Here is a 22,206-nt window from a genome sequence, read left to right on the forward strand (position 1 = left end):
GCCCGCGATCGGGTCGGGTCATGCGGGTCGTGGTGACGCTAGGGGCTCGCAGAGATCGGCACATCGGTGTGGCACACGTAACGTTCCGGAGGGGGCTCTCAGCGTGGTGCTCGGTATGGCTGCGCAAACACTGATGCCTCTCAGTGACCAGGGAGACGCGCGGAATTCGGTGTAGGAACGGAGGGGGGTGCCGCCTCGCGTACCCCTAGTACAAGGGGGTTGCAAACAATGAGTGGTGCTCGAACATTCGTAGGGCGCTCGGTGGAACGAGCCCTGGCGGTAGCCGCCTTCAGCCGGAATCGGAGCGTGTTCGTGACAGGCCCCAGCCGGAGCGGGCGCTCAACGCTCCTGACGTCGGTCGTGAGGGATCTGGCCCGGCCCACGGTTTTCCTGGAACGTCGTCCGAACGGCGTGACACGGTGCGGTCCCCGCACGACGGACCGGCATCCGGTGACGGGGGAGGACGATGTCGCCGCTCTGATCGACGCGCTCGCCCACGACATCCCTCTCGTCGTCGACGACCTGGACCTGCTCCCGTACCCGGTGCTGGCCCCGCTCATCGACGCCTTCCGCACGACGCCGACCGTCTTCCTGGCCGCCATGTCGCCTCGTCATGTCGTGGCGTCGGCGAGTGCGGAGCGATGGGAGACACTGCGCCCGATGTTCGATCAGTCCGAGGCCCTCGCCATACCCTTGCCGCCGCTGTCTCTGCGCGAGACGGCGGATCTCGGCGATGCCCTGCGCACGGCCCGCTACGGGGCCGATCGCGCGGACGACGCCTGGCACATGGCGCTGCACCACCTCAGCGGGGGGAGCCCGGCCCTCGTGCGCGAGATCGTCGAGGCGGCGGCGGCCCGCGGGCGTCTTCATGCGCTTCTCCCGATCGATCCCCAGACTGACGCTCTCCCGGGGGCGGTCGTGGCATCCGCGATGAAGATGCTTGCTCCCCTGGACGCTCGTGAGCGACGGATCCTCGCGGCCCTGGCCGAGCTCGGGCCCGTGCCCAACGGGCATCTCGGGTCGATCGTTGCCTCTGACGTCCTTGCGCGGCTGCACGACGGCGGCCTGCTGTCGGCGGGGGCGGATCCCAGTACCTCCGCCGTGAGCGGTGTGATCGCGCGGATGGTGACCGATTCGAGCGATCTCGGCAATTTCGACGACGAGCGGCGAGCGCTGGCGCGAGAATTGCTCCTTCTCTCCCGGCACTCGTCGCGTCTGACGCCGGGGGAGGAGAAGTTCTGCGCGCGGTGGGCCGACGCCGCGGGCGACGCGTCGCTCGAGAAGGCCCTCGCCCGGATTCTTCCGCGGGCAGCGCTTGCGCTCGCGCGGTCGAGTTCGCCCTGTGAGGCCCTGCCCGTCGCGGAAAGAGTGCTCGAGGCGAAGCCCGATGCGACCGCGTTCTCCGCGCTCATCCTCGCCCGCGTCGCTCTCGGGGAGTACTCCGAGGCCGAACGTCTGCTGGATCACTACCCCGTTCCCACGACGAAGGAGGAGCGCGAGGGGGCTCTCCACGTGCACGTGAGCGTCCTGTTCGCCACCTGCACGGGGATCGACGCGGCCCTGGAGCGGCTGCGGACCTTGGCCGACTGGGCCCCTGACGACGAGGCATGGCGGCTTCGGCTGGAGTGCTCGGTCAACGCCCTGTCGTTGTCCAGCGGGTCGGCCCCCGATCTTCCGGACGACCTGACCATGCTGGACCCCCACGCGGACGAGGAGACGGTCAGTCTGACCGAGGCGTGTCAGGCGGCCTTCGAGGCCTCGCGCGGCGACAGCGCGAGAGTGCACGAGCTCCTGCACCGACGGCATCAGACGCACGGGATGGACGTGGAGTCCAACTTCACGGTCTTCCGGCTGCACGCCTTCGCCCTGATGATGCTCGGAGAGGATCTGGACCTGGTCCAGAGGGCCACGCGGCGTCGCCTGCTGGTCGCACGGTGGGAGGACCGGCAAGACGATGTGGCGCTGCTCGCTCTCACGGACGCGTCGATCCAGGTCATCCGGGGTCGACCTGCGGACGCCCTGCTGAGCCTGGGACTCATCGACGGGAGCCCCACGGAGCCGGTACGCATCTGGTGCGAGGTCGTCCGCGCGGCGGCGCTCGTCGTCAACGGCGATCTCGTGCACGCCGCCGCCGCCATCGAGCGTATCGACGCCGTCTCCGAGGACTGGGGTCGTGGGGGGTTCGGTGCCGTTCGCGACACCGTGTGCGCGCTGTTCGACGCCGCGAGTCGTCGGCCGCTCGCGGCCGCTGCGCGAGCGGAACGGGTGCTCGAACAAGCCCAGCGGACGATGCCCATCCTCGTGCCCGTGCTCCTGCGCTTCCAGTTGCAGAGCGGAGTCCCGGCCGAGGAGGTTCTCGAGCGTGCCGAGCTCCTCACCCAGCAGCTCGACATCGCCTCGCTGCACGCCTTCGTGGACGAGTTGCGAACGATGACCGGACGCGACGTGGCGCGCTTGGAAGTGTTGACCGCGCGCGAGAGGGAGGTCGTCCAGTTCGCCGCGTCGGGGTTCTCGAACGCCGAGATCGCCGCTCGCCTGAGTCTGTCGGTCCGAACCGTCGAATCCCACCTGCACCACGCGCGAACACGACTGGGGATGGGGCGTTACGAGAGGTTCTCGTCCGTGCCCGCCTCACTGGCGGCCGGCAGCCGCTGAGTCGACGGCGCCTACGGGGCGCACGCCGACCGACGTCGTCGTCCCGCGTCCGTGATCCGGACGCGGGACGACGCTCGTCAGCTACGTGCGGCGACGAGCAACTCCTCGGCGCCGGCGCGCAGCGCCGTCAGACGACGATTGGCCTTCTTGGCCGAACCCGCGTGCACATCGAGGTACAGCTTGAGCTTCGGCTCGGTGCCGCTGGGGCGAACGATCAGGCGCGAGCCGTCCTCGAGCCACAGGCGCAGCACGTCGCCGGGCGGCAGCCCGTCCACCCCGAGGAGCAGATCGTCGATGCGGCTCACGCCGACCTCGCCGACCGCGACGGGCGGATGAGCACGCAGGGATGCCATGATCCCGGCGATCTCGCTCACATCGGTGACCCGGATCGAGATCTGGTCGCTCGCGAAGGCCTCGAACGTCTCCCGGAACTCACGGAGCAGGTCCGCGACGGTCCGGCCCTGGGCTCGGGCGTCGGCGGCCATGCCCAGCAGTGCGATCGCGGCGGAGATCCCGTCCTTGTCGCGGACGACGTCGGGGTTCACGAGGTAGCCCAGCGCCTCCTCGAAGCCGAAGACGATCCCCGGCGCACGCGAGATCCACTTGAACCCGGTGAGCGTCGCGCGGAAGTCGAGACCGTAGTGCTCGGCCACCGCCTGCAGACCGGGCGACGAGACGAGAGAGCAGGCCAGAGTGCCGCCCGTTCCGGCCGAGGCCGCGGCGCGCGCCGCACGCCAGCCCAACAGCAGACCGATCTCGTTGCCGCTCAACCGGCGCCATCCGCCCTCGGTCTCGGCATCCGGGATCGCGACGGCGAGGCGGTCGGCATCCGGATCGTTCGCGATGACCAGCTCGGCGTCGGACACCCGCGCCGTCTCGAACGCGAGGTCCATCGCGCCGGGTTCCTCGGGATTGGGGAAGGCCACCGTCGGGAAGCGTCCGTCGGGGTGGATCTGCGCCTCGACGAGCACCGGCGCGGGGTATCCGGCCTGCGTCAGCACGCGCGAGAACGTCTCCCATCCCACGCCGTGCATCGCGGTGTACACCCAGCGCAGTCCCGAGGCTCCCGCGGGCGCCGGCGCCACCTCGGCGGTGGACGCGATGTACGCCTCGACGACGGACTCGGGGGCGTTGGCGTACCCGACCGAGCGCGGTAGCACCGTGACGTCACCGGCGTCGGCGATGCGCTGGATGTGGGCGGCGATCTCGGCGTCGGCCGGCGACACGATCTGAGCGCCCTGGTCGTCGCCGCCGAGGTAGACCTTGTACCCGTTGTCGTCCGGCGGGTTATGGCTGGCGGTGACCATCACGCCGGCATCGGCGCCCAGGTGCCGCACCGCGAAGGCGAGCACGGGAGTGGGCAGCAGTCGGGGCAGCAGGATCGCATTCAGGCCCGCCCCGGCGAAGATCTCGACCGAGTCGCGCGCGAACACGTCGGAGTTGCGCCGACCGTCGTAGCCGACCACGACGGTCGGCGCCTCGCCGGACGAGCGCTCGTTCAGGTACGCGGCGAAGCCCGCGGCGGCCTGGGCCACGAGCACACGGTTCATGCGGTTCGATCCCGCCCCGAGAGTGCCGCGCAGCCCGGCGGTGCCGAAGGCCAGACGGGTCGCGAAGCGGTCCTCGAGGTCGGCGGTCGCCTCGGCATCCCCGCCCTCGACGCGTGCGATGAGCTGTGTCAGCTCGTCACGGGTCACGGCATCCGGGTCCTGCGCGAGCCAGGCGCGGGCGGCGGACAGGTACTCGCTCACAGCGAGCCGATCACGCGGGCCAGCAGCGCCGAGATGACCGGCTCGGCCTCGCGGCCGGCTTCGAGCACCTCGGCGTGGCTGAGCGGGGTCTGCTGGATGCCGGCGGCCAGGTTCGTGATGAGCGAGAAGCCGAGGATCTCCATGCCCGCCTGGCGTGCCGCGATGGCCTCGAGGGCCGTGGACATCCCGACGATGTGGCCGCCGATGGCCTTGGCCATCTGCACCTCGGCGGGGGTCTCGTAGTGGGGCCCTCGGAACTGCGTGTAGACGCCCTCGTCGAGCGTGGGGTCGATCTCGCGCGCGATCGCGCGCAGGCGCTTGGAGTACAGGTCGGTGAGGTCGATGAAGGTCGCGCCCTCGAGGGGCGAGTCGGCCGTGAGGTTGATGTGGTCGCTGATGAGCACGGGCTGGCCGGGCTTCCACGTCTCGCGGATGCCGCCGGCCCCGTTGGTGAGGATCATCGTGGTCGCGCCCGTCGCCGCGGCCGTGCGCACGCTGTGCACGACCCGTCGGACGCCGTGGCCCTCGTAGTAGTGCGTGCGCGCGCCGATGACGAGCACGTTCTTACCGCCCGGGGTGCGGACGCTGCGGAGCGTGCCGACGTGCCCCTCGAGAGCGGGCTTGCTGAAGCCGGTGACCTCGGTGGCCGGGAACGACGCCGTCTCTTCGCCGATGAGTTCGGCGGCGCGGCCCCAGCCCGACCCGAGGGTCACGGCGATGTCGTGGTGCTCGACGCCCGAGAGACGGGCGATGTCGGACGCTGCGGCCGTGGCGACCTCGAACGGGTCGACCGCCGGGTCATCGAGCGGGTGAGAAGTGCTGTTGGACATTCCCCCACTCTAGAAACTACGGGGCCCGCGGGCCAGACGGCAGGCAACCGTGTCGATCGTGTCGGGCGGGCGGGGTGGCGCATCGGCACCCACCCGGCGCTGACAGAATGGATGCCATGGTGCAGAGCTTCGAGCGCAAGCAGTCCGTCGCGATCGTCGGCGGCGGCCCCGGCGGGTACGAGGCCGCTCTGTCGGCGGCCCAGCTCGGTGCCGACGTCACCCTCGTCGAGCGCGCCGGCGTGGGCGGCTCGGCCGTCATCACCGACGTCGTGCCCTCCAAGACCCTCATCGCCACCGCCGATGCGGCCGTCGCCATCCGCAACGCCAGCAGCCTCGGCGTGCAGCTGTTCGCCAAGGACGACCGGGGCAAGCCCCTGACCCCCGAGGTCGCGATCAACCTCGCCGCCGTCAACCAGCGTCTGCTGTCCCTCGCCCGTCAGCAGTCCGACGACATGCGCTCCTCGCTCCTCGAGGCGGGCGTGCGCATCATCTCCGGCCACGGCCGGCTCGACGGCAACGGCGCCGTGGTCGTCTCGACCGAGGCCGGCGGCACGGACTTCGATCGCATCGAGGCCGAGACCCTCGTCGTCTCGGTCGGTGCCTCGCCCCGGGAGCTCCCCTCGGCCCAGCCCGACGGCGAGCGCATCCTCACGTGGACGCAGCTGTACAACATGAAGTCGGTGCCCTCTCACTTGATCGTGGTCGGCTCGGGCGTGACGGGTGCGGAGTTCGCCTCGGCCTACATGAACCTCGGCGCGAAGGTCACGCTCGTCTCGAGCCGCGACCAGGTGCTCCCCGGTGAGGATCAGGATGCCGCGGCCGTCCTCGAACGCGTCTTCCAGCGCGGCGGCATGACGCTGCTGTCGAAGGCGCGGGCCGATTCGGTCGTGAACACCGGCGACGGGGTGGTCGTCACCCTCGCCGACGGACGCACGATCGAGGGCAGCCACTGTCTCATGGCGGTCGGCTCGATCCCCAACACCGCCGGCCTCGGTCTCGAGCAGGCGGGCGTGCAGATGACCCCCACGGGCCACATCCGCGTCAACCGCGTCGCCCGCACCTCGGTGCCCAACATCTACGCCGCCGGCGACTGCACGAACTTCTACCCCCTGGCATCCGTCGCCTCGATGCAGGGCCGTCAGGCGATCTTCCACGCGCTGGGCGACATCGTCATCCCGCTCGAGACCCGCCGCATCACGGCCAACATCTTCACGGCGCCCGAGATCGCCACGGTCGGCTTCAGCGAGCAGGACGTCATCGAGGGGCGCATCGCCGGCAAGGTGCGCAAGCTCCCGCTCTCGGCGAACCCCCGCGCCAAGATGCAGGGCATCACCGACGGCTTCGTCAAGCTCATCGCCCGCGAGGGCAGCGGCACCGTGATGGGCGGCGTGATCGTCGGCCCCAAGGCGTCGGAGCTCATCTACCCGATCGCGATCGCCGTCGAGCGCCGCCTGACCGTGGACCAGGTCGCGCGCGTGTTCGCCGTGTACCCCTCGCTCACGTCGAGCATCACCGACGCCGCCCGCGCCATGCACATCGTCGACCGCGACGACCCCGGCGAGGACTGAGCGGTGCGGATGCCGTGGGCTTGCGGTATCCGTCGTCGGGTGGTCGTCCCGCGGGCTCTGGCTGACGCATAAACGCTTCCTGCGGACGGAAACGCGTTGTGCTCGTGTTTCTGCGTGGGGAGAGCGTTTCTGCGCGGGGGAAGGCCCCGGCGACGACTGAGCGTTGCGGATGCCGTGGGCGTACGGCATCCGTCGCCCGGTGGCCGTCCCGAGGGGTTTGGCTGACGCATAAACGCTTCCTGCGCGCGGAAACGCGTTGTGCTCGTGTTTCTGCGCGCGGAGAGCGTTTATGCGTGAGGTGGGGCGGCGGGGAACGACGCCGGAGACGAACGACGGCGCCGCACCCCCGGGGGAGCGCGGCGCCGGTCGATCGGAACGCGACGTCAGCTGATCAGCAGCAACTGGTGACCGGCCGAGACGGTGGTGCCGGGGGCGGCGTCGATGCCCGCGACCGTGCCGTCCTTGTGGGCCTGGATCGGCTGCTCCATCTTCATCGCCTCGAGCACGACGACCAGGTCGCCCTTGACGACCTGCTGGCCCTCCTCGACGGCGACCTTGACGATCGTCGCCTGCATGGGCGACTTGACCGCGTCTCCGGTGGCTCCGGCGGTGGGCGACGCCCCGTGCGAGCGGCGCGTGGGGGGAGCGACGGCCGGGCGGCCCACCTGGGGAGCGGCAGCAGTGATGCGGTCGGGAAGGCTCACCTCGAGACGCTTGCCACCGACCTCGACGACCACGGTGTGGCGGCCGGGTGCGGCGGCGGGAGCTTCGAGCTCGCCGTCCCACGCGGGGATGTCGTTGACGAACTCGGTCTCGATCCAGCGCGTGAAGACGCCGAACTCGCCGTTCTCAGCGGTGAAGGCGGGGTCGCGAACGACCTTGCGGTGGAAGGGGATCACGGTCGGCATGCCGGCGACCTCGAACTCGTCGAGGGCGCGGCGGGCGCGCTCGAGGGCCTCGGCGCGGTCGCGACCGGTGACGATGATCTTCGCCAGCAGCGAGTCGAAGGCGCCCGAGACGCTGTCGCCGGCGGTCACGCCGGAGTCGAGACGGATGCCGGGACCGCCGAACGTCTTGAAGACGTGGATGGGGCCGGGCTGAGGCAGGAACCCGCGGCCAGGGTCCTCGCCGTTGATACGGAACTCGATCGAGTGGCCGGTCGGCGCGGGGTCGTCGTAGCCGAGCTCCTCGCCCTCGGCGATGCGGAACTGCTCGCGCACCAGATCGATCCCGGTGACCTCCTCGGACACGGGGTGCTCGACCTGCAGGCGCGTGTTGACCTCGAGGAACGAGATGGTGCCGTCCGCGCCGATGAGGAACTCGCAGGTGCCCGCGCCGACGTAGCCGACCTCTTTCAGGATGGCCTTGGATGCCGAGTACAGCACCGCGTTCTGCTCGTCGGTGAGGAAGGGGGCCGGGGCCTCCTCCACGAGTTTCTGGTGACGGCGCTGCAGCGAGCAGTCGCGGGTCGAGACGACGACGACGTTGCCGGCGGCATCCGCGAGGCACTGGGTCTCGACGTGTCGCGGCTTGTCGAGGTACTTCTCGACGAAGCACTCGCCGCGACCGAAGGCGGCGACCGCCTCGCGCGTGGCCGACTCGAACATCTCGGCGACCTCGTCGAGCTCGCGGGCGACCTTGAGCCCGCGTCCGCCGCCACCGTATGCGGCCTTGATGGCGATGGGCAGGCCCACCTGCTCGGCGAAGGCGATGACCTCGTCAGCACCCGAGACGGGGCCGGGGGTTCCGGGGGCCAGCGGTGCGCCGACCTTCTCGGCGACGTGACGCGCCGTGACCTTGTCGCCGAGGGCCTCGATGGCATCGGGGGAGGGGCCGATCCACACGAGGCCGGCGCCGATCACGGCGCGGGCGAAGTCGGCGTTCTCGGCGAGGAAGCCGTAGCCGGGGTGGACGGCGTCGGCGCCGGAGCGGCGGGCGACCGAGAGGATCTTCTCGATCGACAGGTAGGTGTCGGCACTCGTCGCCCCGTCCAGGGCGTACGCCTCGTCGGCGAGGCGGGTGTGCAGAGCGTCACGGTCCTGATCGGCGTAGACGGCGACGGAGGCCTTCCCCGAATCACGGGCGGCGCGGATGACTCGGACGGCGATCTCGCCGCGGTTGGCGACAAGGACCTTGGCGATCTTCGGCATCCTCCCAGCCTAGCGAGGGGGCACCCCTGCCTTTTGACCCTCCTCGACAAGAAACGCCGAAAAACGTGTGGGGGAGTCTACGAACGGTTCCACAGCGCGGTCCACGAACCGCCGAGTTCCCGCACAAGGCGCCGGATGGTCGACAGCGACATCCCGACCACCGTGGAGGGGTCGCCCTCGACGCGCTCGATGAAGGCGCCGCCGAGGCTGTCGACCGTGAAGGCCCCCGCCACGAGCAGGGGCTCGCCGCTGGCGACGTAGGCTGCGATCTCGTCCTCGTCGACGTCGTCGGCGAAGGTCACCGACGCCTCCGCCACCGCGTGTGCCTCACGCGGCTCGCTGCCGGGGGAGAGGCGGAACACGCTGTGGCCGGAGTGCAGTACGCCGGTACGCCCGCGCATGTCGAGCCAGCGTGCGGTCGCCGCCTCGGGTGTGTAGGGCTTGCCGAGGATCTCGTCGCCGAGCGCGAACATGGAGTCGCCGCCGATGACGAACCCGTCGAAGTCGGGCTCCTCGGCGTGCAGTCGCCGGGCGACGTCCTCGGCCTTGCGGCGCGCGAGCAGCAGGACGTGCTCCGTCGCGGGCAGACGTCGCCCCTCGGCGGCCTCGACCTCGGCGACCACGGCCTCCTCGTCGACCTGCGGTGCGCGCGCTTCGGGCTCGATCCCCGCCTGCCGCAGCAGCATCAGGCGGGCGGGAGAGGTGGATGCCAGGCACACGCGCATACGACAACGCTACCCACGAGCGCGCTCGGCGTCGGCGGTTCGCGCCGGCTCGCGACCCCGTCGACCCGGGCGCGAGCCCTTTTCGGCGGCCTCGGCGCGCTGTCTCGCCCAACCGCCGGGTGCTCTCCCGGCCGCATGTGACAGGCTCGGAGCATGCACGACGGCGACCTCATCGAACTCGACATCACCGGTATCGCCCACGGCGGTGTGTTCGTCGGGCGGCACGAGGGGCGCGTCGTCTTCGTATCCGACACGCTGCCGGGCGAGCGCGTCCGCGCGCGGCTCACCGACACGCGCAAGAAGGCGTTCTGGCGCGCCGAGGCCGTCGAAGTCGTGGATGCCGCTGCCGAGCGTCGTCCGCACGTGTGGCGTTCGGCCGGCATCGACGTCGATCCCGCGGAGCGCGTGGGCGGTGCCGAGTTCGGCCACATCGACCTGTCGCATCAGCGCGTGCTGAAGGAGCGCGTCGTGCGCGAGGCGATGGAGCGCGTCGGCCGCCTCGAGCTGCCGATCGATCTGCGTCCGGCCGGAGATGCGGATCGCCCCGAGACCGCCGATGGAACCGGATGGCGCACGCGCGTGAGCCTCCACGTCGACGACGAAGGTCGCGTTGGCGCGTACGCCGCACGCTCGCACCACGTCGTCGAGACCCCCGACCTCCCCCTCGCGACCGAGGCGATCGCCCGCGCGGCCGCCGAGGTCCGCGCGGGAGCACGGCCCGGGCGCATCGACCTCGTCCAGCCGACCGACGGACGCGTCCGCGTGCTTCCCCGTCCCGACGGCGAGCGCTCGAGCGCCGCACCCGAGGTCGTCGAAGAGATCGTGGGCGAGCGCGTCTTCCGGGTCGATGCCGGGGGTTTCTGGCAGGTGCACCGCCTCGCCGCGCACACCCTGACCTCTCTCGTGAAGACGGAACTGCGCGCCTCGGTGGGCGAGCTCGACCCCGAGGCGACGCACCTCGACCTCTACGGCGGGGTCGGGCTCTTCGCCGCATCCCTCGCCGAGCTGGGCGGGGCGTCCACGCGCGTGGTCAGCGTGGAGTCCGATCCCCGTGCTACGGAGCACGCCGGAGAGAACCTCGCCGAGTGGGTCGGCGCGCGCGCCGAGACCGCGCGGGTCGACCGCTACGTAAAGACCCTCGCCGCCGGTGCGTCGGAGCGCGAGCGCGCGCGCCTGGAGCGCGGCGTCGTGCTGCTGGATCCGCCGCGTGCGGGTGCCGGCCGCGCGGCGGTGGAGGGCATCGCCGCGCTCTCTCCCTCGGCGGTCGTCTACGTCGCCTGCGATCCCGTCGCCCTCGCCCGCGATCTGGCGCTGTTCGCGGAGCTCGGTTATCGGGCGGAGCGTGGCATCCGGGGTGTGGACCTGTTCCCGAACTCGCATCACGTCGAAGCTGTCACGGTCCTGCGCCGCTGACGCGCCGGACCGCGAGATCGCTCCCGCCCCGCCTGCCCCCGCGCCGATACGATGTGGGGATGACGCGCGTCGCCTTGATCGATGACCACGAATCGGTCCGACTCGGGCTGGAGGCCGCTCTCGCGCGCACCGAAGCCACCGAGGTCGTCTTCTCGGGCGCGAACGTCGCCTCGTACCTCTCGTGGAGGCAGGCCGCCGCGGCGACCCCCGCCGACGTCGTCGTGCTCGATCTGACGCTCGGAGACGGCACGACCGTTTCGGAGAACGTCGACCGTGTCGTCCGCGACGGCTCGAGCGTCATCATCCACAGCGTCGCCGACCGCGCCGCGGCGGTGCGCGAGGCGCTCGCCGCCGGAGCCGCGGGGATCGTCAGCAAGTCGTCGCCGACGCACGAGGTGCTCGGCGCCATCAGCACCGTGGCCCGCGGAGAGGTGCTCGACAACGTCGAGTGGGCCAGCGCCGTCGAGGGCGATCGCGAGTTCGCCGACGCGCAGCTCTCGACCCGCGAGCGAGAGGTCCTGCGTCTGTACGCCGCCGGTCTGCCGCTCAAGGCGGTCGCCGATCGACTGGGCGTTGCGTACTCCACCGCCAAGGAGAACATCACCCGCGTCCGCGTGAAGTACGTCGAGGTGGGGCGTCCGGCACCGACCAAGGTCGATCTGCTGCGACGGGCCATGGAAGACGGCATCCTGCAGGACGCACCCGATGACGCTCCACTCCATGGCTGAGAACCATCGGTCCGTGCTCGACGAGGCGTGGGGACGCATCCCGCACACGCGCGAGGGGCAGGCGGAGCAGGGGGCGTTCACGCAGACGCGCATCGAGCGCGTCATCACCCTCATCGTGGGGCCGGGCTCGCTCGTGCTGGGGCTCCAGGCCTTCGTCGCGGCGTTCGGGCCCGGAGACGAGGCCGCCGGATGGCACATTCCGCTCGTGCTCTCGGTCTTCGTCCCGTTGGTGGCCATGATCGCCGCGTGCACCGTGGGGCGCTTCGCGCGAGTGTTCTCGGGCGTGTTCGCGGTCGTCTTCATGCTCGCGCTGACGCTCTGGCCGGTTGCCACGGCCGGGGGGCCCACGCCCGTCCCCACCGAGAACCCGTGGATCTTCTACTTGGTCAACGTCGCCACCGTCGCGACCGTGGTCGCTTTCCCCCTGTCGTTGCAGGTCGTATGGACGGTCGCGGCGCCGCTTCTGTTCGGCGTGGTCCGCCTGCTGCAGGCCGGCGGACGCAGCGAGTTCTTCGTCCCGATCGCCCTGGACGTCTCGTTCGCGCTCATCCTGGGCAGCGTCCTGGTGACGCTCGGCTGGATGTACCGCTCCATCGCCGCGAACGTGGATCAGGCCCGCGCCTCGGCGGTTACCAGCTACGCCGCAGCGGCCGCCACCGCCGCGACGGAGCACGAGCGCGTCGCCGTGGCCGCCCTCATGCACGACAGCGTGCTGGGGGCCCTGCTGGCGGCCGACCGCGCGACCACCCCCCGTGAGCGCACGCTGGCGGTCAGCATGGCCCGCGAGGCGCTGACGCGACTGGCCAACGCCGAGAAGGACTCTCTGGAGGGCAGCGACGAGCCCGTCTCCGCGCTGCGTCTGGCCGAGGACATCGAGGCGTCCGCTCGGGACCTCGGGGTCGATCTGACCGTGGTCCGTCACGTCGACGAGGGCACGCCGCACGTGCCGGGCCGCATCGCGCGCGCGCTCGTCCTCGCGGCGATGCAGGCGGTCGCGAACGCGGTACAGCACGCCGACGCGCAGGGCCTCACCGTGCAATTGACCGGCTATGCCTCGCCGGGGAGCGTCTCGGTGCGGGTGCGCGATACCGGACCCGGTTTCGACATCGCTTCAATCCCGGCCGATCGGCTCGGCATCCGCGGCTCGATCGACGCGCGGCTCGCCGCCGTCGGCGGTCGCAGCGAGATCGACTCCCACGCAGGCGGAACGACCGTGACCCTCGAGTGGGAGAGCGGTGACCGCTGGTGACCGTCCGCTCCATCCTCTCGGTCATCGGCCTGGCCTTCACCGCCTATCTCGCCGCGCGCGGCCTCATCTGGACCTCGCCCGAGACCGTCGTGCGCGGATGGCTGATCGTTGCGGCGCTGGTGATCTACCTCCCCGTGACGTGGTTGTGGATCTTCGCGATCGGTGCCCGCGACAGGCGGGGGCAGTCGTCGTCGGCGACGCGGGCGCGGCTCCCCGCGTGGGGCGTCACCCTCGCCCTCTTCGTCGCGGTGATCGTCTCGAACGCGCCGTTCCTCGCCGTCACCGAGGCCGGTCGCACGCAGCCGTTCGTCACCTGGGTGATCGGCGGCGTCGGTGCGCTCATGACCATCGTCATGGTGCGGCGCCGTCCGATCGTCGCCTGGGTCGGCACGCTGGTCCTGACCGTCTCGACGTCCTTCTGGCTCGGGCCGCTCCAGGCGCTCAGCCTGGGCCTCGTGGGCTCGATCGTCTGGGTCACGGCGGCGCAGCTCGTGACCATCGCCCTCGATCGCGCGGCCCGCGACGCCGAGCACCTCGCGGAGCTCCAGCAGGCGGCATCCGCCTGGCAGGCCTCGCAGAGCGGTCGTCAGCGCGAGCGTCGGCTGCACGTGCAGCGGGCCCTGCAGGCGGCGGGTCCGATCCTCGCCCGCACCATCGAGAACGGCGGCAACCTGCGTGCCGCGGACAAGCAGGCGGCCCGGCGCGCCGAGGCGAGCCTGCGCGATGAACTGCGCGGAAACCGGCTCCTCGACGACGGCGTCCGCGCCGAGATCGACGCCGCGAGGCGCCGCGGCTCCGCGGTCAGCCTCTTCGACGAGGGGGGTCTGGAGGGGCTCGGCATCGGCGCCCTGAACGGCATCCGTGCCGAGCTGGCCGAGATCCTCCGCGAGGCGTCGTCGGAGCGGGTGATCATCCGCACGTCGCCGCACCACGAGATCGCCGTGACGATCGTGGGGCGCTCCGCCGGCGACAGCGCCGGGGGAGACGACGATCAGGTCGACCTTTGGCGGGAGATCCGTCGCCCGCGCTGACGGCGACCCGAGGGGTGCCGTTCGCTGATCCGAGAAGACCCCGCGCCGCACACGTCGAACTCGCACCGCGCGCGGCCGGCGGCGGCGACGTGAGGGGGGTCCGTCGGCGCCGCCATGCCCTCCGCGGGGGAAGAGGATGAGGGTGAGGGGCGGCGAATGCGCCAGCCCCTCACCCGGGCGAACGGTTACCCGAAAACCGTCCGCACGGCCGAATCCGGCTCGAGTGAGCGGTCCGACCGAACGCGTGATGCGTTCCAGCTCCTCCAGTATTCGGCAGTGTCTCCCGTCCGTCTGTAGGTATTTCGGGGGACATTTCGAACAGGTCTCAGCCGATGAAGCCGTGCCATCCCGCGGTGCGGTTCAGCGGGGCGCGCAGGCCCCGCGCGGATAGCTCCCAGCGCGAGCGCGGAGTGTCGTCGGGGACGGTGGCGTCGGCCACCTCGCGGACGTACGCGTCGCTGACCACGACGATCGCCGCGGCCAGCTCCTCCTCGGTGGGCGTGCCGCGAACGACCTCCGCCACGAACGGGCGGGGGTCGTCGGTGCGGGGGGCGTCGCTCACAGCGGGATGTTCCCGTGCTTCTTCGCGGGCAGGCTCGCGCGCTTGTTGCGCAGGGCCCGAAGCGCCTTGGCGATCGACACGCGCGTCTGCGCCGGCTCGATGATCCCGTCGAGCTCGCCGCGCTCGGCGGCCAGGAACGGGGATGCCACGTTGTAGGTGTACTCGTTCGCGAGGCGCGTGCGCACGGCGGCGACGTCTTCGCCGGCCTCCTCTGCGCGCTTGATCTCGCCGCGGTAGAGGATGTTCACCGCGCCCTGGCCGCCCATGACGGCGATCTCGGCGGTGGGCCACGCGAGGTTGATGTCGGCACCGAGCTGCTTCGAGCCCATGACGATGTATGCGCCGCCGTAGGCCTTGCGCAGGATCACGGTGACCAGGGGCACGGTGGCCTCGGCGTAGGCGTACAGCAGCTTGGCGCCGCGGCGGATGACGCCGGTCCACTCCTGATCGGTGCCGGGGAGATAGCCGGGCACGTCGACGAGGGTCACGATGGGCACCGAGAACGCGTCGCAGAAACGCACGAAGCGGCTGGCCTTCTCGCCCGCGTCGATGTTCAACGTGCCGGCCATCTGCGAGGGCTGGTTGGCGATGATGCCGACCGTGCGCCCCTCGATGCGACCGAAGCCGATCACGATGTTCGGCGCGAACAGCGGCTGCACCTCGAGGAATTCGGCGGCATCCACGATGCCGTCGATGACGGTGTGGATGTCGTACGGCTGGTTCGGGGAGTCGGGGATGACCGTGTTCAGCGAGCGATCGGCATCCGTCGTCTCGAACTCGAAGGGGGTGTCGTAGACCGGGATCTCGGCGAGGTTGTTGTCGGGGAGGTAGCTGATGAGGCCGCGGGCGTAGTCGATCGCGTCGTCCTCGTCGTCGGCCAGGTAATGCGCGACGCCCGAGCGGGTGTTGTGGGTGTGGGCGCCGCCGAGTTCTTCCATGCCGACGTCTTCGCCGGTGACGGTCTTGATCACGTCGGGCCCGGTGACGAACATCTGGCTGGTCTTGTCGACCATGATGACGAAGTCGGTGAGGGCGGGGGAGTAGACCGCGCCACCGGCGGCCGGGCCCATGATGATCGAGATCTGCGGGATGACGCCGGAGGCCGCGGTGTTCAGCCGGAAGATCTCGCCGTACTTGCCGAGCGCCACGACGCCCTCCTGGATGCGGGCGCCGCCCGAGTCCAGGATGCCGATGATGGGGATGCCGCTTCGCAGGGCCAGCTCCATCACCTTGATGATCTTGTCGCCGGCGACCTCGCCGAGAGAGCCGCCGAAGGTCGAGAAGTCCTGCGCGTAGACGGCCACGGTCCGACCGTGGATCGTGCCCGTGCCGGTGACGACGGAGTCGCCGTAGGGGCGGGACTTGTCCATGCCGAAGGCGGTGGTGCGGTGGCGCACGTACTCGTCGAGCTCGACGAAGGAGCCGGGGTCGACCAGCATCTCGAGGCGCTCGCGGGCGGTGAGCTTGCCCTTCGCGTGCTGCTTGTCTCGAGCGGCGGCTTCGGCATCGACGACCGCCTCCTGGAACCTGCTGCGGAGGTCCGCGATCTTGCCGGCGGTGGTGAAGAGATCGGGCTGGTCGGTCACGCTTTCCACCCTAGCGACCGCATCGCCGCCCGCGTTGGAGGGTGCGCACAAGCGAATGCGCGGGGCGCTGTGGCATCCGCCTATGCCCCGCCCTGTCGCGCCGCGAAGGAGAACGCAAGCGGATGCCGGGAACCCGGCCGTTCCCTAGGGTGTGCTCATGCCGATCCCCGCCGCTGGATACCCGCAAGCCGCCGCCCACAGCCCCCGCGTGCAGGTCGTCGAGACGACCGACTCCACCAACGCCGACGTGATCGCCGCGGTCGCGGCCGACCCCGGCGGCTGGCCGCACCTGTCGCTCCTCGTCACCGACGACCAGCGCGCTGGGCGCGGGCGCCTCGACCGAACCTGGACGGCCCCGGCCGGAACCGCCCTCGCCGTCTCGGTCGTCGTCGATGCGACGATGATCCCGGCGGAGCAGCGCGGGTGGATCCCGCTCGCGGCCGGTGCGGCCATGACCCGCGCCGTTCGCGCCCAGCTCACCGGCCACGGGGGGACGGCCGAGTTGAAGTGGCCCAACGACGTGCTCGTCGACGGGGGCAAGATCTGCGGCATCCTGGCCGAGGTCGTCCCCGGGGCACCCGACACCGTCGTGGTGGGGGCGGGCGTCAACACCCGGATGGGCCGGACCGATCTTCCGGTGACGACCGCGACCTCGTTCGCCGCGATCGGTGCGGACTGCGACGACGACCGGCTGCTCGCCGACTACCTCGAGGATCTCGGTAAGACCCTGGCCCGTCTCGTGCACGACGATGTCGAGCGTGTCCACCACGAGATCGAGAAGCTCTGCGCCACCGTCGGCCGAGAGGTGACCGTCGCCCTGCCCGACGGGTCGACGCTCCAGGGCACCGCCGCGCGTCTGGACCGCGACGGACGGCTCGTCGTCGAAGCCGGCACCATCGAGACCGTCGTCTCGGCCGGCGACGTCGTCCACGTGCGCTGACGGCGCGGCACTCCGCGTGGCGGCGGCACGCGGGCGCCTCCGTCTCGCAGAATGAGACCGTGACCCAGCCGTCGAACTCGATCGGGCGCCCGCGCACGCCGGCGCCGGGCACGGCTGCGCCCGAGTTGCGCATCGCGCGCCTGCGCTCGCACGCGCGGCGGCTGTTCTGGTCGGCCCTCGTGCTGATCGGGGTCGCCGGGGCCACGGCCTACTACTACGACAACCTTCCCGCCCCCTACGAGAACTGGATGCTGCTGACGGCGGCGGGCCTGCTCGTGCTGCTGCTCACCGTGATTCCGTACCTCGTGTGGCTGTCGCACACGTGGACCATCACGACGCGCCGCGTGATCGAGCGCTCGGGACCGTTCGGAGCGAACCGTCGCGAGATCTCGCACGTACGCGGATACGCGATCCAGATGCGCCGCGGCATCCTGCAACGGATGTGGGGAGCCGGGACCCTCTCGCTCTCGAACGGCGTCGAGCCGGTGCTGCGGCTGAAGAACATCCCGCACGCGGCTCTGGTGCACGAGACGCTGGTCGACCAGGTCGAGGTCAACCAGATCCTCGCCCACCGCGACGCGCAGACCTTCGGCTCGGGGGCCGTCGGCGGCGTCTGAGCCGAGCCTCGCCCCTCAGAGCCCCAACCGTCGCCGGCAGGCAGTTTCGTCGCGGGAGCCGTGTCGGCATCCGTCCGGCTCGCGTCCCCGCGGGCGGCCAGACAGAATGGATGCCGACGGAAGGAGCGGCATGGCGCTGCGAGTCGGAGTGGTCGGTGGCGGACAGCTGGCGCGGATGATGATCGCGCCCGCCGTGGAGCTCGGGGTCGAGATCCGCGTCCTCGCCGAGAGCGAGGGCATGTCGGCCGCGCTCGCCGCGACAGCGGTCGGCGACTACCGCGACGCCGACACCGTGCTGGCTTTCGCCCGCGACGTCGACGTGATCACCTTCGACCACGAGCACGTGCCGCAAGATGTGCTCGCCGCCCTCGTCGACGCCGGTGTCAGCGTCCACCCGGGGCCGGCACCCCTCGGGGTCGCGCAGGACAAGCTGGTCATGCGCGCCAAGATGGCCGAGCTGGGGCTCCCGCAGCCCGACTGGGCGGCGGTGTCCGCGGCATCCGAGCTGAAGGACTTCCTCGACGCCCACGGCGGCCGCGCCGTCGTGAAGACGCCGCGGGGCGGATACGACGGCAAGGGCGTGCGGGTCGTGTCGGCCGCGACCGAAGCCGAAGACTGGTTCGCCGCCCTCGCCGAGGATGGCAACGGCGGCTCGCTCCTGGTCGAGGAGCTCGTCGATTTCACGCGCGAACTCGCCCAGCAGGTGGCACGTCGTCCCTCGGGCGAGGTGCGCGCCTACCCCGTGGTCGAGACCGTGCAGCGCGACGGCGTGTGCGCCGAGGTCGTCGCCCCGGCTCCTCGCGCCGACGCCCGCGTGCAGCGCGTGGCCGCCGAGATCGGCGTCGCCGTCGCCGAGGGGCTCGGTGTCACGGGCATGCTCGCCGTCGAGCTCTTCGAGACGAGCGACGAGCGCATCCTCATCAACGAACTCGCCATGCGCCCCCACAACAGCGGTCACTGGACGCAGGACGGAGCGGTCACGAGCCAGTTCGAGCAGCACCTGCGCGCGGTCCTCGATCTGCCCCTCGGATCGACGGATGCCGTGGCACCCTGGTCGGTGATGATCAACGTCCTGGGTGGGCCTGCCGAAGGCACCCTCGACGAGCGGTTCTCCGCGGCGATGGCCGCGCACCCCGCCGCGAAGATCCACACCTACGGCAAAGCCCCGCGTCCGGGCCGCAAGGTCGGTCACGTCAACGTCATCGGTGAGGACCTCGACGACGTCGTCTACGAGGGCCGCGCGGCCGCCGCGTTCTTCGACTGAGCGCGCCGTTCCGAGATCTTCCAGCGAGTCCACCTACCCTGGACCGGTGACCCGGCCGCTGCATTCTTCCGAGACGCCCGTGGTCGGCGTCGTCATGGGCTCCGACTCCGACTGGCGCGTGATGAACGCCGCCAGCGAAGTGCTGACCGAGTTCGGCATCCCGCACGAGGTCGAGGTGGTCTCGGCGCACCGCACACCCGACAAGCTCGTCCGTTACGGGCGAGAGGCGCGTGAACGCGGGCTGCGCGCCATCATCGCGGGGGCCGGGGGTGCGGCGCACCTGCCGGGCATGCTGGCATCCGTCACCGCCCTCCCCGTCATCGGGGTGCCGGTGCAGCTGGCGACGCTCGACGGCCTCGACTCGCTGCTCTCGATCGTCCAGATGCCCGCGGGCATCCCCGTGGCGACCGTCTCGATCAACGGGGCGAAGAACGCCGGTCTCCTGGCCGCGCGGATCCTCGGCAGCGCCGACGCCGCCCTCGCCGAACGCGTCGAGGCCTACGCGCGCGAACTCGAAGCGCAGGTCGAAGAGAAGAACCGACGTCTGAAGGACTCCCTATGACGCTCGCGGCCGCTCGTCCACGATCCCAGGCGCACGTCGTCGAGCAGCGTCCCCTGCGCAACCCCGACGCCACCTCGACGGCCGTCATGACGCGCCGCGGCTGGTGGCTCGTCGCGTTGAACTTCCTGCTCCCGGGCTCCGCCCAGGTGCTCGCCGGCAACAGGCGGCTGGGGCGGTTCGGCCTCGCAGCGACCCTGCTGATGTGGACCATCCTCGTGCTCGCGGGACTCGGTGCGCTGCTCATGCCCAGCGGACTGTTCGCCCTGGCAACCGGATCGTTCATCCCCGACTTCCTGTCGTGGTTCCGCCCCCTCCCACTGACACTCGTGCAGATCGTCCTCGTCGCCTACATCGTGCTGTGGGTCGTGCTCACGATCGACACCCTCCGACTGGTCCGACTGGTCCGTCTGCGCGCGTTCTCGCGCGTGGGCGTGGCGTTCGTCTCCGTCGCGCTCCTCGTGCTCTCGGGCTCGGGCGCGGCGTGGGCCGCGCAGACCGCGGGCACGACCCGAGACACCTTCTCGGAGTTGTTCGCGCAGTCCGCCCCCGTCGTGCCGCCGTCGGACGGGTACTACAACATCCTCCTTCTCGGCGCCGACTCCGGTGAGGGGCGGGACTCGATGCGCTTCGACAGCATCTCGGTCGTCTCGATCAACGCCGACACCGGAGCGACCACCATCACCGGCATCCCGCGCGACATGCCGCACTTCCCCTTCGCGCCGGGACCGATGCAGGACAAGTACCCGAACGGCCACACCGGCTATGCCAACGCGACCTGCGGCTGGGGGAGCGGCATCAATCAGCTCCGCACCGAGGTCGAGGTGTGCCAGGACGGCAACACGCTCTACCCGAACGCCTTTTCTCAGGGATCCGAGCCCGGCATCGAAGCGACGAAGGATGCCGCCGAGGGGATCATGGGCATCCAGATCCCGTACTACGTGCTCATCGACATGAAGGGCTTCGCCGACCTGGTCGACGCGCTCGGCGGCGTCGACATCGACGTCAAGGAGCGCCTGCCGAAGGGTGGCCCCGCCTACGACGGCCAGCCCGTCGACGACTGGGCCTTCGGCTGGGTCGAGGCCGGACAGCAGCACATGAACGGCGACACCGCGCAGTGGTACGCCCGCTCGCGGTACACGACGAGCGACTTCGATCGCATGCGCCGTCAGCGCGAGCTGCAGGAGGCGATCCTCGCGCAGACCACCCCGCAGAACGTGCTCGCGCACTTCCAGGACGTCGCCACCGCGGGCACCAACATCGTCGAGACCGACCTGCCGCAGGGCCTCATCGCCCCGACCCTGGTGAACCTGGCGCTCAAGGCCAAAGACCAGCCGGTCGGCACCCTCGAGCTCACCCCGGCGGGCGGCGTCGACGAGTTCGACCCCGACTACGCCCAGGTGCAGCAGATGGTGCACGACAAGCTGCACCCGCCGACCGAGACGGAGGCGCCCTCCTCGTGACCGTGACCCTGCGCGTCGTGCTGGATCAGCTCGTCGCCCCGACTTCCCGCGACCTCGCCGAAGCCTCGGCCTCGCTGACCGAGGCCCTCATCGCCACCGCCCCGCGCGGCTGCGATGTCGGGGCCATCGTCCCGTCGCCGGGCATCCCCGACGACGATGCCATCGCCGGTCTCAGCTCCGAGACGCGTCTGTCGATGCGTCGGCGCGAGCTCGCGGCATCATGGCAGCTGGGGGTGGCTCCCGGCATCGGCAAGGGACTCATCCACTCGCCGACCCCGCTGGCGCCGCTGGTGCGTCACGACCGCGTCAACGAGACGCACCAGATCGTGGTGACGGTGTGGGACCTGCGGGCGTGGGAGACCCCCGAGGAGCTGCCCAAGGCCGAGGTCCTCGCCGCTCGAGCGTTGCTGTCGCGAGTGGGAAAGCACGCCGACGCGGTGATCGTCCCCACGCACGCCATGGCCGAGCGCCTCGCAGAGGTCGCGAAGGCCAAGCTGGTGAAGAAAGTCCGTGTGATCAACGGGGCCCCGGCAGCGGGGCTGCGCGTCCCGTCGGATGCGGTGGGGAGGCTCCGCGCCCTCGATCTGCCTCAGACCTTCGTCGCCGCCGCCGGAGGGAGCGCGGCCTCCGACGCCCTCGGCGCGGCTTTCGCGGCCGTGGTCGCGTCCGGCTGGGAGGGCGACGTCGTCGTCCTCGACGTCCCCGAGGGGGAGGAGCCGGCCGTCATCGACATCGCCTCGGCCGCGGGCCTCGCCGAGACGCGGATCCACGCCCGCGGCTCCCTCGACCGCTGGGATCGCGCAGCGGTCCTCTCGCACGCCGCGGCCTTCGTCGCCGCGAGCCCCCGGGTCGACTGGCCGTGGCGGGCGGTCGACGCCCTCGCGGTGGGTGTCCCCATCGCCGCCGTCGACACCCCGGTGCTGCACGAAGTGCTCGCCGATGCCGCAGCGTTCGCGACCTCCGACCAGCTCGGTGCCGCCCTCGAGCGTGCCCTGGGCGAGGACGCCGAGCGACTGCGGGTCCTGGCCGGCGACCGCGCCAAGGGCTTCGCGTGGAGAGCGTCGGCCGAGCGGGTGTGGGCGCTGCACGCGGAGCTGTGAGGTCGACGGCCCCTA

General features: G+C 71.1%; 18 protein-coding genes. 12 read left to right on the top strand and 6 right to left on the bottom strand.

What is annotated here, in order from left to right; all coding sequences use genetic code 11:
- Positions 1–450 precede the first annotated feature (450 nt).
- Positions 451–2,655, top strand: coding sequence for a helix-turn-helix transcriptional regulator (locus OVA17_RS09635; protein WP_267786335.1), 2,205 nt, complete (start codon positions 451–453; stop codon positions 2,653–2,655).
- 77 nt (positions 2,656–2,732) lie between these two features.
- Here the strand turns inward: OVA17_RS09635 and OVA17_RS09640 are convergent, their stop codons facing one another.
- Positions 2,733–4,406, bottom strand: a complete 1,674-nt coding sequence (locus OVA17_RS09640) for a phospho-sugar mutase (RefSeq protein ID WP_116238537.1) — start codon at positions 4,404–4,406, stop codon at positions 2,733–2,735.
- Positions 4,403–5,236 (bottom strand): purine-nucleoside phosphorylase, encoded by an 834-nt coding sequence (locus tag OVA17_RS09645; RefSeq protein ID WP_267786338.1) that lies wholly within the window; start codon positions 5,234–5,236, stop codon positions 4,403–4,405. Before OVA17_RS09645 ends, OVA17_RS09640 begins: the two co-directional genes overlap by 4 nt.
- 107 nt (positions 5,237–5,343) lie before the next feature.
- On the opposite strand from OVA17_RS09645, the gene OVA17_RS09650 reads away from it, so the two are divergent.
- Positions 5,344–6,804, top strand: a complete 1,461-nt coding sequence (locus OVA17_RS09650) for an NAD(P)H-quinone dehydrogenase (RefSeq protein WP_267786339.1) — start codon at positions 5,344–5,346, stop codon at positions 6,802–6,804.
- 383 nt (positions 6,805–7,187) lie between these two features.
- Here OVA17_RS09650 and OVA17_RS09655 read toward each other — a convergent pair whose 3' ends face one another.
- The gene (locus OVA17_RS09655) at positions 7,188–8,954 is read right to left on the bottom strand and encodes a biotin carboxylase N-terminal domain-containing protein (protein ID WP_267786340.1); all 1,767 of its coding nucleotides are present in this window, start codon (positions 8,952–8,954) and stop codon (positions 7,188–7,190) included.
- Positions 8,955–9,031: 77 nt separating this feature from the next.
- Positions 9,032–9,679, bottom strand: coding sequence for a Maf family protein (locus OVA17_RS09660; RefSeq protein ID WP_210072134.1), 648 nt, complete (start codon positions 9,677–9,679; stop codon positions 9,032–9,034).
- Between the two features lie 153 nt (positions 9,680–9,832).
- Here OVA17_RS09660 and OVA17_RS09665 point away from each other — a divergent pair, with 153 nt between their 5' ends.
- From OVA17_RS09665 to OVA17_RS09680, 4 genes are read left to right on the top strand one after another with little or no spacing between them, the layout of a single operon-like run.
- A complete protein-coding gene (locus OVA17_RS09665; RefSeq protein WP_210072133.1) occupies positions 9,833–11,092 on the top strand; it encodes a class I SAM-dependent RNA methyltransferase in 1,260 nt (419 codons plus the stop codon).
- 59 nt (positions 11,093–11,151) lie between these two features.
- Complete coding sequence (locus tag OVA17_RS09670) at positions 11,152–11,820, top strand: response regulator transcription factor (protein ID WP_210072132.1); 669 nt, start codon at positions 11,152–11,154, stop codon at positions 11,818–11,820.
- Positions 11,813–13,069 carry a sensor histidine kinase gene (locus OVA17_RS09675; protein ID WP_210072131.1) on the top strand — a complete coding sequence of 419 codons (1,257 nt, stop codon included), beginning with the start codon at positions 11,813–11,815 and terminating at the stop codon, positions 13,067–13,069. Before OVA17_RS09670 ends, OVA17_RS09675 begins: the two co-directional genes overlap by 8 nt.
- Complete coding sequence (locus tag OVA17_RS09680) at positions 13,066–14,100, top strand: hypothetical protein (RefSeq protein ID WP_267786341.1); 1,035 nt, start codon at positions 13,066–13,068, stop codon at positions 14,098–14,100. The genes OVA17_RS09675 and OVA17_RS09680 overlap by 4 nt, the downstream gene beginning before the upstream one ends.
- A 325-nt stretch (positions 14,101–14,425) precedes the next feature.
- Here OVA17_RS09680 and OVA17_RS09685 read toward each other — a convergent pair whose 3' ends face one another.
- The gene (locus OVA17_RS09685) at positions 14,426–14,662 is read right to left on the bottom strand and encodes an acyl-CoA carboxylase subunit epsilon (RefSeq protein WP_267786342.1); all 237 of its coding nucleotides are present in this window, start codon (positions 14,660–14,662) and stop codon (positions 14,426–14,428) included.
- Positions 14,659–16,248 (bottom strand): acyl-CoA carboxylase subunit beta, encoded by a 1,590-nt coding sequence (locus tag OVA17_RS09690; RefSeq protein WP_373458845.1) that lies wholly within the window; start codon positions 16,246–16,248, stop codon positions 14,659–14,661. Before OVA17_RS09690 ends, OVA17_RS09685 begins: the two co-directional genes overlap by 4 nt.
- 157 nt (positions 16,249–16,405) lie before the next feature.
- On the opposite strand from OVA17_RS09690, the gene OVA17_RS09695 reads away from it, so the two are divergent.
- The 6 genes from OVA17_RS09695 to OVA17_RS09720 all read left to right on the top strand — a co-directional run bounded on the left by OVA17_RS09695 (position 16,406) and on the right by OVA17_RS09720 (position 22,191).
- Positions 16,406–17,188 (top strand): biotin--[acetyl-CoA-carboxylase] ligase, encoded by a 783-nt coding sequence (locus OVA17_RS09695; protein WP_267786344.1) that lies wholly within the window; start codon positions 16,406–16,408, stop codon positions 17,186–17,188.
- Positions 17,189–17,247: 59 nt separating this feature from the next.
- On the top strand, positions 17,248–17,805 hold the full coding sequence (locus OVA17_RS09700) for a PH domain-containing protein (protein ID WP_267786346.1): 558 nt from the start codon (positions 17,248–17,250) through the stop codon (positions 17,803–17,805).
- A 130-nt stretch (positions 17,806–17,935) separates the two neighbouring features.
- Positions 17,936–19,069: a 5-(carboxyamino)imidazole ribonucleotide synthase gene (locus OVA17_RS09705; RefSeq protein ID WP_267786347.1), complete on the top strand. Its 1,134-nt coding sequence runs from the start codon at positions 17,936–17,938 to the stop codon at positions 19,067–19,069.
- A gap of 94 nt (positions 19,070–19,163) precedes the next feature.
- The gene (purE, locus tag OVA17_RS09710; protein WP_267789377.1) at positions 19,164–19,631 is read left to right on the top strand and encodes a 5-(carboxyamino)imidazole ribonucleotide mutase; all 468 of its coding nucleotides are present in this window, start codon (positions 19,164–19,166) and stop codon (positions 19,629–19,631) included.
- The gene (locus tag OVA17_RS09715) at positions 19,628–21,091 is read left to right on the top strand and encodes an LCP family protein (protein WP_267786348.1); all 1,464 of its coding nucleotides are present in this window, start codon (positions 19,628–19,630) and stop codon (positions 21,089–21,091) included. The genes purE and OVA17_RS09715 overlap by 4 nt, the downstream gene beginning before the upstream one ends.
- Complete coding sequence (locus tag OVA17_RS09720) at positions 21,088–22,191, top strand: glycosyl transferase (protein WP_267786349.1); 1,104 nt, start codon at positions 21,088–21,090, stop codon at positions 22,189–22,191. The genes OVA17_RS09715 and OVA17_RS09720 overlap by 4 nt, the downstream gene beginning before the upstream one ends.
- The last annotated feature ends 15 nt before the right edge of the window (positions 22,192–22,206 follow it).

The organism is Microbacterium sp. SL75, assembly GCF_026625865.1.
In the GTDB taxonomy this organism is placed as follows: Bacteria; Actinomycetota; Actinomycetes; order Actinomycetales; family Microbacteriaceae; genus Microbacterium.

What these genes read in the sequence shown, in the direction of transcription:
- OVA17_RS09645 (WP_267786338.1), bottom strand. Translation starts at nt 5,236, where the DNA reads ATGTCCAACAGCACTTCTCACCCGCTCGATGACCCGGCGGTCGACCCG.
- OVA17_RS09650 (WP_267786339.1), top strand. Translation starts at nt 5,344, where the DNA reads ATGGATGCCATGGTGCAGAGCTTCGAGCGCAAGCAGTCCGTCGCGATC.
- OVA17_RS09655 (WP_267786340.1), bottom strand. Translation starts at nt 8,954, where the DNA reads ATGCCGAAGATCGCCAAGGTCCTTGTCGCCAACCGCGGCGAGATCGCC.
- OVA17_RS09660 (WP_210072134.1), bottom strand. Translation starts at nt 9,679, where the DNA reads ATGCGCGTGTGCCTGGCATCCACCTCTCCCGCCCGCCTGATGCTGCTG.
- OVA17_RS09665 (WP_210072133.1), top strand. Translation starts at nt 9,833, where the DNA reads ATGCACGACGGCGACCTCATCGAACTCGACATCACCGGTATCGCCCAC.
- OVA17_RS09670 (WP_210072132.1), top strand. Translation starts at nt 11,152, where the DNA reads ATGACGCGCGTCGCCTTGATCGATGACCACGAATCGGTCCGACTCGGG.
- OVA17_RS09675 (WP_210072131.1), top strand. Translation starts at nt 11,813, where the DNA reads ATGGCTGAGAACCATCGGTCCGTGCTCGACGAGGCGTGGGGACGCATC.
- OVA17_RS09695 (WP_267786344.1), top strand. Translation starts at nt 16,406, where the DNA reads ATGCCGATCCCCGCCGCTGGATACCCGCAAGCCGCCGCCCACAGCCCC.
- OVA17_RS09705 (WP_267786347.1), top strand. Translation starts at nt 17,936, where the DNA reads ATGGCGCTGCGAGTCGGAGTGGTCGGTGGCGGACAGCTGGCGCGGATG.
- purE (WP_267789377.1), top strand. Translation starts at nt 19,164, where the DNA reads ATGGGCTCCGACTCCGACTGGCGCGTGATGAACGCCGCCAGCGAAGTG.
- OVA17_RS09715 (WP_267786348.1), top strand. Translation starts at nt 19,628, where the DNA reads ATGACGCTCGCGGCCGCTCGTCCACGATCCCAGGCGCACGTCGTCGAG.